This is a genomic window from Spirosoma spitsbergense DSM 19989 (genome assembly GCF_000374085.1).
GTDB classification, from domain to species: domain Bacteria; phylum Bacteroidota; class Bacteroidia; order Cytophagales; family Spirosomataceae; genus Spirosoma; species Spirosoma spitsbergense.
Window position 1 is genome coordinate 46,980 of the sequence record NZ_KB893563.1, and the last position, 13,254, is coordinate 60,233.

Sequence of the window (13,254 nt, forward strand, 5' to 3'; positions counted from 1 at the left end):
AAGATGCTTCCTTCGTCAGCATGACAAAAATAGAAATGCAGGAAGCAGGCATCCTGGAAACTGATTTTCTGCCCATATCCTGTTTACTGAAAGATGCCATGAAAAAGAAATTGATACGTAACGCATTACCGGGTCGGCATTGGTTACTGCTACTACTCACCGGTATCTATTTATTGACACCGCAGGAGGTTTTTGCCCAGTCAACCAAAACGGCAACCAAACCCGGCTACCGAAATCTGTTTCGCGAACTGGGCTACAAACAGGCCGACATCGACGCGAAAGTAGCCAAGGCATACCACGACGTGTTTGAAGGACCGAACAAGGTTTATTTTGAAGTGGGCGATACAATGGCGTACGTATCGGACGTAAAGAACCACGATGCCCGCACCGAAGGGCTTTCCTATGGCATGATGGTGGCCGTACAACTTGGCAAGAAAGACGTGTTTGATCGGATCTGGCGGTGGTCGAAAATGTATCTGCAACACCAGAGCGGGCCGCGTGAAGCGTATTTCGCCTGGAGCATTAACCCGCAGACGATGAAGAAAAACTCGGAGGGATCAGCGTCCGACGGTGAACTGTATTACATCACCAGTCTGCTGTTTGCGGCCAACAAATGGGGTAACGACACAGGCATCAATTATTACGGCGAAGCCCGAAGAATCCTGGATGCCATGTGGAAGAAAGACGGTACGGGTAACATCTATAACCTCATCAACACCGATACCAAGCAGATTTCCTTCGTACCCGAAGGTAACAACTATACCTGGACCGACCCGTCGTACCACCTGCCCGCCTTTTACGAAACATGGGTCATGTACGCCAAAGACGGCCACGAAGCATTTTACAAAGCCTGCGCTGATACCTCGCGGGCATTTCTGCACCGGGCCTGCAATCCGGTTACGGGCCTCAACGCCGACTACACGGAGTTTAGCGGCAAACCGCACGACACGCGTTGGTCGCCCTCGGCCTTTCGGTATGATTCGTGGCGGGTGCCGATGAACATCACCATGGATTATACCTGGTTTGGCAAAGACAAAGCGTGGCAGGAAGACTACGCCAAACGGTTCCAGAATTTCCTGCGCTCCAAAGGCATCGACACGTTTGAGGACCAGTTTAACCTGGATGGGTCGCGCCCCGAGTTTATTCTGCAGGCTGGGCCGGTGAAGAAACTCCGTCACTCTCTTGGGCTGGTATCCACGTCGGCAACGCTGTCGCTCATTAACAAAGAAAAAAACAGCCGCGATTTTGTAACTGCCCTCTGGAACGCCAAACTGGAACCCTACGACGACGGCTATTTCGACCCGTATTACGACGGCCTGCTCTATCTGTTCAGCCTCATGCATTTGAGCGGCAAATACCAGATCATCACGCCACAAACGAAGTAAATCTCCTTGACCATGAAACGACTCATTATATTATTGGCTGCTATATGCTTATTCTGCCTCGGCAGCCATGCCCAGCCTACTGAAAAAGAAGGCCCAAAGGGCTTCGACCAGGTACGGGCGGGAATAGCCACGGGCAAACTGGATTCAGTCAGCTACGAATCCAAAACCGTCGGCACCACCCGGAAAGCGCTGGTGTACACCCCGCCGGGGTATTCGAAAAGGAAGAAATATCCCGTGCTGTATCTGCTGCACGGCATTGGGGGCGACGAGAAGGAATGGCTCAAGGGCGGCAGTCCGCAAGTGATTCTGGATAACCTCTACGCCGAAAACAAACTGGAGCCGATGATTGTGGTGATGCCCAACGGTCGGGCCATGAAAGACGACCGCGCCGTTGGCAACATCATGGCCCCCGACAAAGTGCAGGCCTTCGCCACCTTCGAACAGGATTTACTCACCGACCTCATCCCATTCGTGGAGAAGAAGTACTCGACGCTGACCGACCGCGAACACCGCGCCATTGCCGGTCTGTCGATGGGGGGCGGTCAGTCGCTGAATTTCGGGTTGGGCAATCTGGACAAATTCGCGTGGGTAGGCGGCTTCTCATCGGCTCCCAATACCAAAAAGCCCGAAGAGCTGGTGCCGAATCCCGAGGAGGCCAAACAGAAACTAAAGCTGCTCTGGATCTCGTGCGGGGATGCCGACGGGCTGATTTCGTTCAGCAAACGGACGCATGACTATCTTTACCAGAACGGGGTGCCGCACATTTACTACGTCGAACCCGGTGGACACGATTTCAAGGTCTGGAAAAACGGGCTGTATATGTTCTCGCAGTTCCTGTTCAAGCCAGTCGATGTATCGTCGTTATCGAAATACACCCTGCTGGGTTCACCGGCTTCGACCAACATCCGTAACGCCAAATACCCGCAGATTTTGCCGGACAACCGCGTCGTGTTCCGCGTCAAAGCACCCGATGCGCAGAAGGTGCAGATCGATTTGGGCAAGAAGTACGACATGGTGAAAGATACCAGCGGTTTCTGGACCGTCACCACCGATTCCATCAGCCGGGGTTTTCATTATTACTCGCTACTGGTAGACGGGGTGGCCATCGCTGACCCCGCCAGTGAAAGTTTTTATGGCATGGGCCGCATGGCCAGCGGCATCGAAATCCCCTATAAAGACGGTGGCTTCTACGCCCTGAAAGATGTCCCTCACGGCGACATTCGTATCAAACGCTACCTCTCCAAAGCCACGAATAGCTGGCGCGAAATGTACGTGTACACGCCACCCGGCTACGACAAATCGACCGAAAAATACCCGGTGCTGTACCTGCTGCACGGTGGTGGTGAAGACCAGCGCGGTTGGGCTACGCAGGGCAAAACGGACCTAATTCTCGACAACCTGATTGCCCAAAACAAAGCCAAACCCATGATCATCGCCATGCTCGACGGCAACGTAGGCGGTCCCGGTGGCCTGGCCGGTTTCAACGAAAACGTGTTGCGGGCCTTTGAAAACGAACTCAAAATGGGTGCAATTCCCTTCGTGGAAAACAATTTTCGGGTCGAAGCCGACGCCAAACATCGGGCGCTGGCGGGCCTCTCGATGGGTGGGTTGCAGACGCTGTACGCGGGTATCAAAAACAACGCTATGTTCTCGTCGCTGGGCGTGTTCAGCTCGGGCTGGTTTGCCAATAGCCCCACCCTATCAGACCCGCAGTACGCGTTCATGAAGACCAACGCCAGTGCCATCAACGCCAGCCTGAACCCCCTATGGATTTCGCAGGGCGGCAAAGAAGATATAGCCTGGCAGAACTGCCAGATTATGATGAAGAAGTTCGATGATATGGGCATCAAGTACCAGTACAGCGAATACGCCGGTGGGCACTCATGGCCGGTCTGGCGGCATGACCTGTTCGCCTATTCGCAGTTGCTGTTCAAGTGAAGACAAAAACACAATAAACTCAAAAACGACACCTCTCATGCTTCTGAAAAAACTGGCCATTACCACCAGAACGGCTGTACTTTTACTGGCAAACCTGTCACTGCTGCATAGTGCCGCACTGGCCCAAACGATTCCTTCGCTGAGGGATACCTTCAAAAAGGACTTTGGCATTGGAACGGCCCTGAACAACGCACAAATCAACGAAACGAACCCGCAAACGACGGCGTTCATTGCCCGCCAGTTCAACATGGCTACACCCGAAAACATCATGAAATCGGCGCTGATCCATCCGGGATGGGATACGTACGATTTCGAAATGGCCGATAAGCTGATAGCATTCGGCAAGAAGCACGATATCAAGATCAACGGACATACCCTGATCTGGCATAGTCAGTTGCCAGCGTTTATCCGGGGCATCCACAGCAAGGATTCCATCCAGACGTTTTTCACCAATCACATTAAAACCGTTGCCAGCCGATACGATGGCAAGGTTTTCTCGTGGGATGTCGTCAACGAAGCGCTGAATGAGGACGGCACGATGCGAAAATCGGTTTTCCTGCAATACCTCGGCGATGATTTCGTGACGGAAGCGTTCCGGCTGGCCCAGCAGGCCGCACCGAAAACCGAGCTGTACTACAACGACTATAACAACGAACAACCCAAAAAGCGGGCGGGCTGTATAGACTTGATCAGGAAGATAAAAGCCGCCGGGGTTCGCATTGATGGCGTGGGTATTCAGGGACACTGGCACGTGGGTAGAATTCCGCTGAAAGACATTGAAGAGAGTATCCTGCAATATGCCGCCCTGGGGGTAAAGGTCATGTTTACCGAACTGGACATTGAGGTGTTGCCCCGCAATTTTCAGGGAGCCGACGTGGGTCAGCGGATGACCGCCAACGCCCAGTCAAACCCCTACCCCACCGCCCTGCCCGACAGTGTGCAAACCCAACTGGCTGCTGATTACGAAGCCCTGTTCAAGCTATTTCTGAAGCACAAAGACAAAATCACCCGTGTAACATTCTGGGGTGTTAACGACGGCGATAGCTGGCTCAACAACTGGCCTATTCGAGGCCGGACCAGCTACCCACTACTATTTGACCGGAAAGACCAGCCTAAGCCCGCTTTTTACAAAGTAATTGCCACCGTGAAATAAGGTCATCAGCTAGCCGTCTTTACCAATGTTGAGACACGATCAAATTGGTATCTATCCGGGGCAGGCAAACTAAATAGACATGAAATCAACGCTGATACTGGCCTTGTGGCTCTTCCTGTTAACCAGTGGTATCGCTCAAACGATCACCACGGGTAAATCATCCTTCGCAATTACGTCAGCGGTAATTTATGTTGATAGTAATGAGCCCGAACTCGTAAAAACGGCCGCGACACTATTGCAACAGGATATTGAGCTGGTAACCGGGAAAAAGATACCTATCATCACCGGGAATGCACAAGCCCACAAGAATGTCATTGCCATTGGCACGATTCAGCAGTCTGCCTTTTTAAAACAACTGGCTTCTCAAAGGAAAATAAACCTCGACTCCATCAGTGGAAAATGGGAAGCTTCATTAATACAGACCATTAGTAACCCCGCCAAAGGAATAGCCCATACCCTTGTGGTGGCGGGCAATGACCGCCGTGGTACGGCATATGGCGTATTCGAACTGTCGAAGCAGATTGGTGTTTCGCCCTGGTACTGGTGGGCTGATGTTCCCGTTGTGAAGCAAAAAGAGATTTACATCAGGGAGAACATCACCCTGACCGATGCGCCGAACGTAAAATACCGGGGCTTGTTCATCAACGATGAAGCCCCCGCCCTTTCCGGTTGGACTAAGGAAAAATTCGGGGGATTCAACCATAAATTTTACAAGAAATTCTTTGAACTGGTGCTTCGGCTGAAAGGTAACTACATCTGGCCTGCCATGTGGGGCAATGCCTTTTATGCGGATGATTCGCTGAACATTAAAGCTGCCGATACATTCGGTATTGTCATTGGCACGTCGCACCACGAGCCGCTGATGCGGGCACACGACGAGTGGCGCCGGGTTGGGGGTGGCCAGTGGAATTACGAAACCAACGCCGGGAAGCTGCAACAGTTCTGGCGGGATGGCATGAAACGGGCCACCAACGAGAAAATCGTCAGCGTTGGGATGCGGGGAGATGGCGATGCGCCCATGTCGAGAGAAACAGCTACGGCGCTATTGGAACGCATCGTGGCCGACCAGCGAACCATTATCAGTGAGGTAACGGGCAAGCCAGCCGCCGAAACGCCCCAACTCTGGGCATTGTATAAAGAGGTGCAGGATTACTACGACAAGGGGATGCGGGTACCGGACGACGTTACCCTGCTGCTTTCCGACGACAACTGGGGTAACCTCCGCAAACTGCCCCGGCTGGGCGAAAAACCGCGTAAGGGAGGCTACGGAATTTACTACCATTTTGATTACGTCGGCGGTCCCAGGAACTACAAATGGCTGAACACCAACCCCCTTCCCCGAATCTGGGAGCAGATGCACCTGGCCTGGGAGTATAAGGTACGGGATATCTGGATTGTCAACGTAGGGGATATCAAACCCATGGAGTTCCCCATTTCCTTTTTCCTTGACTACGCCTGGAACCCCGAAAAGATTGGTGCCGATGATCTTAGTGCGTACACGGAGAAATGGGCCACCGCCCAGTTTGGGAAACAACATGCCAGAGACATAGCCAACTTACTCGCAAAATACGCGAAATACAACGCTCGCCGGAAGCCGGAACTCCTCGATGCCAACACGTATAGCCTGGCCACGGGCGAGTGGAAAACAGTAGTTGACGAGTATACGGAGCTTCTGAAAAAAGCGGAGCAGGTAGACAACGCCCTACCCGCTGACTACAAGGATGCTTACTTTCAGTTGGTGCTGCACCCGATAAAAGCCTGCGCTAACCTGTATGCGATGTATTACAACGTGGCTCTCAACAAGGACGCCTACCAGCACAGAGAAAAAGAGACCAACCTGTATGCCGATAAGGTCAAAGAACTATATGCCAGTGACTCGTTAATCACGCAACAATACCACCAGTTGAACAACGGTAAGTGGAATCATCTGATGAGTCAGACGCACATAGGGTACACGTACTGGCAGCAGCCCGACCAGCAAAAAATGCCCGAAGTCCACTACCTGCCCGCCGATTCAACGATAGCGGGTGAGCGCGTCACTACTTCTGAAAACAAACAGGGACAAAAGTCGGCGATGGTAAGCACACCCGTTTTTTACCAGGACGCGAAGAGGGGCATTTCCATCGAAGCCGACCATTATACCAAAGCCATCAATACGAATGGTATCAACTGGAAAACCCTGCCCGATCATGGCCGGACAGGGTCAGCAATAACGCCTTTTCCCGTTACGGCGAGTGAGCAAAAACCGGGCGGCAACGCTCCGCATCTACAGTACGACATTGATACCCAGAGCCAGGGGGAGTTTACTATCCATGCCTACTTCTCGCCCACGCTGAATCTATTCAGGGATGAAAATGGGCTGCAATACGCCATCTCGGTGGATGACGAAGTACCGCAAATCGTCAGCATTAACAAAGAAGACAAAACCAGCGACAAGGGTATCTGGAATAAATGGGTATCGGAGAGCATCATCATCAAATCCACTTCCCACAAAATCACCAGACCTGGCAAACACACCGTGAACTACTGGATGGTGAACCCCGGCGTCGTTTTACAGAAACTGGTGGTAGATTTTGGTGGCCTGGAGAAGAACTACCTCGGCCCGGAAGAAACAATGGCAGAAATCATCAAAAAATAAGCAAATGCACGTCAAATCCTCCTTTGCTGTGGGCCTGTACCTCATTGGTCTGCTGCTGGCGACAGCCGTAAACGCCCAGCTTCGATTACCCAAACTCGTCAGCGATGGCATGGTGCTGCAACGCGATGCCCCCCTGAAAATTTGGGGCTGGGCCGGTGCAGATGAGAAAATCACCGTACGGTTCAAAAACAAGACCTACAAAACGGTAACCGGAGCGAATGGTCAGTGGCAGGTAAAGCTCCCCCCCACGCCAGCGGGTGGCCCGTTTACAATGGACATCGCCGGTAAATCCCGGCTTACTGTAAAGGATATTCTGATTGGTGATGTGTGGTTTTGCAGCGGACAGAGCAACATGGTTCACCAGATGAACATTCATGATGTGCGGTACGCCAGGGAGATTGCCGAGGCCAACGATCCGCAGATACGGCAGTTCTGGGTTCCTACCCTGACCAGCCTGCAAGGCCCCCAGAACGAACTTCCGAACGGGCAATGGAAAGCAGCCGTTGGGGAGGACGTTCGGCCATTTTCGGCGGTGGCTTACTTCTTCGCCAAAAAACTGTACGCGAACTATAAAATCCCCATCGGTATCATCAACGCCAGCGTGGGCGGTACCCCCATCGAAGCCTGGACGAGCGAACAGGGACTAACCAACTTTTCAGCCCTGCAAGCAACGATTGAGAAAAACAAAGACACCACCTATACCAATAGCTTGACCCGGCGACCAACCACCCCTGCCAACCGGCCCGCCCCACCCGTTGATTTAGGGATGGCGGGGGATACAAAATGGTACGAAACGTCGTATACACCCAAAGGCTGGCGTCCCATCAACGTCCCGGGCTATTGGGAAGATCAGGGCATCAAAGATTTGAATGGCGTGGTGTGGTACCGCAAAGAAATTGACCTGCCGGCGTCAATGGCGGGTAAGCCGGCCAAAGTTTTCCTGGGCCGAATTGTTGACGCCGATGAACTGTACATCAACGGTAAATCGGTTGGGAAAACGACGTACATGTACCCCCAGCGTCGGTATCCGGTACCGGCCGATGTCCTGAAAGCAGGCAAGAACGTCTTCGTCGTGCGCGTCACCAATAATGCTGGTAAAGGAGGCTTCGTCCCCGACAAACCCTACTGTGTTTTCGCCGGGGCCGATACGGTTGACCTGAAAGGCACCTGGCAGTATAAAGTGGGCACCGCTAACCGGCCCCTTGCGGGTGGCGGCTTTGGTGGGGGCAATCCAGCCGGGGGCATCAACGCCCAGAACCAGCCAACGGCGTTGTATAACGCCATGGTAGCCCCCGAAATAAACTACGCCATCAAAGGGTTTTGCTGGTACCAGGGCGAAAGCAATGCCGGGAAACCACAGGAATACGAACAATTACAGATTGCGTTAATCAACGACTGGCGGCAGAAATGGCAGCAGGGAGACCTCCCTTTTCTGTATGTGCAGCTTCCGGGCTTCATGGACTACAGTTATCAACCCACCGAGAGTGGTTGGGCGGTATCAAGGGAAGGCCAACTCAAAGCCCTCTCTGTCCCCAATACGGCCATGGCCGTGGCTATTGACCTGGGCGAATGGAACGACATCCACCCCGACAATAAAAAAGATGTGGGCGAACGGCTGGCGCTGGCAGCTATGAAACTAGCCTACAAGGAAAACCTGGTTTCTTCCGGCCCACTCTACCAATCGGCCTCGGTTGAAGGCAACAAAATCGTGGTTAGCTTCACTAACGTCGGCGGTGGGCTGAGAACCAGCGACGGGGAGGCATTGAGTGAATTCGCCGTTGCCGGGAGCGATAAAAAGTTTGTCTGGGCGAAAGCCAAAATCGAAGGTGACAAAGTAGTCGTGCAGAGTGATGAAGTCGCTAATCCGCACTATGTGCGTTACGCCTGGGCCGATAATCCGGTCAACCCAAACTTATACAACAAAGAGGGGTTGCCAGCTTCTCCCTTCCGAACCGATCAGTAAGCAGTTTCTCAACCCCGATTATCATGAAAAAATACGTAGCGTTCGTGCTGTCGTTGTGCCTTTCGTACGCAGGGGTAGCCCAGCAAACAGTCATCGACAGCAGCAAATATCCTCCACTTAAAACCTGGACGGCCGATCAGGATCAGGCCAATATGATGCAGCAGTTGGGCATCAAAAAGCTAAGGCCCGGCCCCAGCGGCAATGAGTCGGCCCCCAACCATGCCAATTACGACGAATCGCAGGCCGACCCCTGTCCGCAGTTGCCCGATGTACTCACCACGAAGAACGGGAAAAAAGTAACTACGCCCGATCAATGGTGGACCGTCCGTCGTCCCGAACTGATCGACGCTTTTGAGCGCGAAATGTACGGCCACGTGCCCAGGAACGTACCCAAAGTGACCTGGATCACAAAAGTCACCGACAATGAAATGGTGGGCCGGATTCCGGTGGTGGCTAAACACCTGACTGGCCATGTCGACAACAGCGACTACCCGTTGATTGACGTGAACATCAACATGGTGCTGGTGCTGCCACAGAACGTGAAAGGCCCCGTTCCGGTCCTGATGATGTTTGGCTTCTTCCCGCCTGCTCTACCCGCTCCGGCCCAGCCATCGCTGGCCGACATGGAAAAAATCAATACGGCGTTCAAAGAGATGATGATCAGGCAGAATCCGGAGATGAAAGCCATTTTTGACAAGTATCCGGCTTATGCGCCCATAACCAGACTACCCGGACCCAATTTCTTTGCCCCGGCCCCAAACGGCGATTCACCGCCAACCGAACAACTGCTGGCGGCTGGCTGGGGCTATTGCGCCGTAGAGCCGAACAGCATACAGGCCGACAATGGTGCCGGTCTGACGCGGGGTATCATTGGTCTGGTGAACAAAGGTCAGCCCCGCAAACCCGATGATTGGGGTGCTTTGAGAGCCTGGGGATGGGGTGCCTCCCGGGCGTTGGACTATCTGGAAACCGAACCACAGGTGAATGCCAGACAGGTTGGTATTGAAGGGGTTTCGCGGTATGGCAAAGCGGCCCTGGTCACGATGGCTTTCGACCAGCGTTTTGCGCTGGGGCTTATCGGTTCATCGGGTAAGGGCGGTACAACCCTACAACGCCGGGTGTTTGGCGAGGCCGTTGAGAGCCTTGCCGGTAGCGGAGAATACCACTGGATGGCCGGTAACTACCTGAAGTACGCGACCGACGAATCATCCTTTGGCCGCAAGACCGGTTGCGACCTTTCCGTCGACGCGCATGAACTACTGGCCCTTTGTGCGCCACGACCTACCTTCGTCAGTTATGGCATACCCGAAAAAGGGGACGCCAAATGGCTCGACCAGACCGGAAGCTACAAGGCCACCGTGGCTGCCGGACCTGTGTTCAAACTGCTGGGAGTACGGGATTTGGGCGTAGGTAATGAGTATATGACCGAAAAAATGCCCCCCGTACTAAGCGGCCTTATGGATGGCGAACTGGCCTGGCGGCAACATAATGGCGGCCATACGGATGCGCCCAATTTTCAGTATTTCATTCCCTGGGCCAGTAAATTGCTGAAGTACGACCGAACAGCTAAGCAATGAGCCGCGACCGGAAACACAGCACTGATCTTTTCCGTGTAGACAACTAGTGCACTACCAATAAAATAGCTTCCGGTTCGGGATACGTAACCGTGTCCAGGATAAGAAACTGTGTTGTTTCATCACGTGAATACGGGATTACAAACGGCCCGGCAACGCGACGCGGTCGAGGCCTTACGGGCCATGTTTCAGCCAAATACAATCCCGAGTTCACATTATATCAAAAGGCCCTGCTATCATCAGATAACAGGGCTTTTCTACATTTTGCACACTCGCGTTTACGGCTTAATGACTTTGAGCGTACGTTGCTGGTTACCAGTGCTGACATGCAGTAGATAAATCCCCCCGTCAGTACCCAGTGACAGCTCAACAGTTTCCGTCGAGGCTGCACGCCTGATTACTTGTTCATCGACCACACCGCCCGACAAATTCTGCACCCGCAACCATACAGCCTGACTTTCCGCTCCCTGAATCTCCACCCTGACCGTTTTACTCGCTACGGGATTACCTAATAACCGCACTTGAAGAAGGGGCATCGGCTCCGCTGCTATCCGGGTACCCGCATTGCAGCCCGCCAGCCAGCCATAGCTGAAACTAACACTTACCCCGCTCTGCACCGCCCGTAAACCGATGACCGGGTTGTCGGTGTACAGATTCAAGGTGTAGGGCCCTGGATTGGTCGTCGGCAGTAGCTCATTGACCACCGAGAAACTCACCGGTGCCCCGTTCAGGCCCCCATACTGGGGATTGAACGTGAGTCTCCGCTGGCCCGCTGACAGCACCTCGCAGCTGATGGTTTGAACCCCAGTGATGCTGAACGTAGCCGGCGGGGGCGTACCACCCGCCGGACTCACTGTGATGCTGAAGCTGGTGCTGGCCGACAGACTGCCCGGATCGGTCGCCCTCACCAGCACACTCGTGACACCGCTCATCGAAGGTGTTCCCGAGATAGTCGAAGGGGCCGTGAAACTCAGACCCGCGGGCAGACCACTCACCAACAGCGTCAACTGGTTGGGCGTCTCGGCATCGGTGAACACACTGGCCAGTGAGAGCGTGTAGCCCACACCCACCGTGGCCGACTGGGGCGACACCGGATTAGCCACCGTCGGAGCGGTATTGGCCGTTGAAGAACTACAGGCCGACAGCCAGTTGTAGGCAAAGCTACTGCTGATGCCACTCTGCACCGCCCGGAGCGTGATGACCGAATTGTCCGTGTACAGATTCAAGGTATAAGGACCCGGATTAGTGGTAGGAGCCAGTTCATTGACCACCGAGAAACTCACCGGTGCCCCGTTCAGGCCCGCATACCGGGGATTGAACGTCAGCCTCCGCTCACCCGCCGACAGTACCTCGCAACTGATGGTCTGAACCCCCGTAATACTGAACGTACCAGTTGGCGGGGGGGGCGTACCCGCTGCCGGATTCACCGTGATGGTGAAGCTGGTGCTGGCCGACAGGCTGCCTGGATCGGTCGCCGTGACCGTCACGTTGCTTACCCCACTCATCGAAGGCGTACCCGAAATAGTCGAGGGAGCCACGAAGTTCAGTCCAGCGGGCAGACCCGTTACGGAGAGGGTCAGGCCGTTAGGGGTCTCCGCATCGGTGAACACATTGGCCAGCGAGAGCGTGTACCCAATGCCCACCGTGGCTGACTGGGGCGAAACGGGATTGGCCACCGTGGGGGGCGTGTTGGCCGTCGAGGAGCTACAGGCCGACAACCAGTTGTAGGCAAAGCGCGTGTTGGCTCCGCTCTGGGTAGCACTCAGCGTGATGACCGGGTTGTCGGTGTACAGATTCAGCGTGTAGGGACCCGGATTGGTCGTGGGAGCCAGTTCATTGACTACCGAGAAGCTGATGGGGCTATTACTCTGACTGGCATAGCGGGGATTAAAGGTTACCCGGCGCTGCCCGGCCGAGATGGTTTCGCAACTTAGAGTGGTCACCCCCGTGATGGAGAAAGGACGGATAACGCTCACTGTCACACTAGCGGTAGCTGAGCAGCCGTTGGCTCCCGTCACCGTCACCGAGTAAGGTCCTTCCGTACCGGTTACAATGCTGTTGGAGGAAGCCCCGGTAGACCAGTTGTAGCCAAAGGGCGAAGTACCACCACTAACATTAGCCGTTAGGGTCGTGGCATCCACCTCTGTGATGGTCAGGCTGGGAACGGCCGAGATGCTGACACTGGGGGCCGTCTGATCGCCCGCCACGGTGGTAGTGGCCATAGCCGTACAACCGTTGGCCGAAGTGACCATTACCGAGTAAGGACCCGCCGTGCTGACACTGGCCTGATTGGTCGAGCCGATCTGGGTAGCCCCCGCACTGAAGATATAACTCAGTCCACCGGGGCTGGCCGTCAGCGTTACGGTGCTCATCGTGCAGGAAAGCGGCCCGTTGTTGGTCAGCCCTGCCATGGGCGCAGCCGGGTCGGTCAGGCTCACCGATGTGGCCACCGAACCCGTACAGCCGTTGTTGGTGATCGAGAAATTCGAGTACGACCCCGCCGACAGACCCGTCAGACTGAAGGCGTTACCTGTCACCGTGACCATTTTGGGACTACCCGCTCCGGTGTAGCTCAGCGAGTAAGTGCCGTTGGCCAGGTTGGT

7 protein-coding genes are annotated in these 13,254 nt (G+C 54.4%); 6 read left to right on the forward strand and 1 reads right to left on the reverse strand.

All coding sequences use genetic code 11. From position 1 onward, the window contains the following. Positions 1-20 precede the first annotated feature (20 nt). The 6 genes from B157_RS0121610 to B157_RS0121635 all read left to right on the forward strand — a co-directional run bounded on the left by B157_RS0121610 (position 21) and on the right by B157_RS0121635 (position 10,654). Positions 21-1,385 carry a family 8 glycosyl hydrolase gene (locus tag B157_RS0121610; protein WP_245565185.1) on the forward strand — a complete coding sequence of 455 codons (1,365 nt, stop codon included), beginning with the start codon at positions 21-23 and terminating at the stop codon, positions 1,383-1,385. 12 nt (positions 1,386-1,397) lie between these two features. Continuing rightward, on the forward strand, positions 1,398-3,323 hold the full coding sequence (locus tag B157_RS0121615; protein ID WP_020605397.1) for an alpha/beta hydrolase-fold protein: 1,926 nt from the start codon (positions 1,398-1,400) through the stop codon (positions 3,321-3,323). 37 nt (positions 3,324-3,360) lie between these two features. After that, the gene (locus B157_RS0121620) at positions 3,361-4,476 is read left to right on the forward strand and encodes an endo-1,4-beta-xylanase (protein ID WP_020605398.1); all 1,116 of its coding nucleotides are present in this window, start codon (positions 3,361-3,363) and stop codon (positions 4,474-4,476) included. 79 nt (positions 4,477-4,555) lie between these two features. Then, positions 4,556-7,114, forward strand: coding sequence for a glycosyl hydrolase 115 family protein (locus B157_RS0121625; RefSeq protein ID WP_020605399.1), 2,559 nt, complete (start codon positions 4,556-4,558; stop codon positions 7,112-7,114). A gap of 4 nt (positions 7,115-7,118) precedes the next feature. Continuing rightward, positions 7,119-9,077 (forward strand): sialate O-acetylesterase, encoded by a 1,959-nt coding sequence (locus tag B157_RS0121630; protein WP_020605400.1) that lies wholly within the window; start codon positions 7,119-7,121, stop codon positions 9,075-9,077. 23 nt (positions 9,078-9,100) lie between these two features. After that, positions 9,101-10,654, forward strand: coding sequence for a glucuronyl esterase domain-containing protein (locus B157_RS0121635; RefSeq protein WP_020605401.1), 1,554 nt, complete (start codon positions 9,101-9,103; stop codon positions 10,652-10,654). Positions 10,655-10,929: 275 nt separating this feature from the next. Here the strand turns inward: B157_RS0121635 and B157_RS35850 are convergent, their stop codons facing one another. Beyond that, positions 10,930-13,023, reverse strand: coding sequence for a putative Ig domain-containing protein (locus B157_RS35850; protein WP_425423211.1), 2,094 nt, complete (start codon positions 13,021-13,023; stop codon positions 10,930-10,932). Between the last annotated feature and the right edge of the window lie 231 nt (positions 13,024-13,254).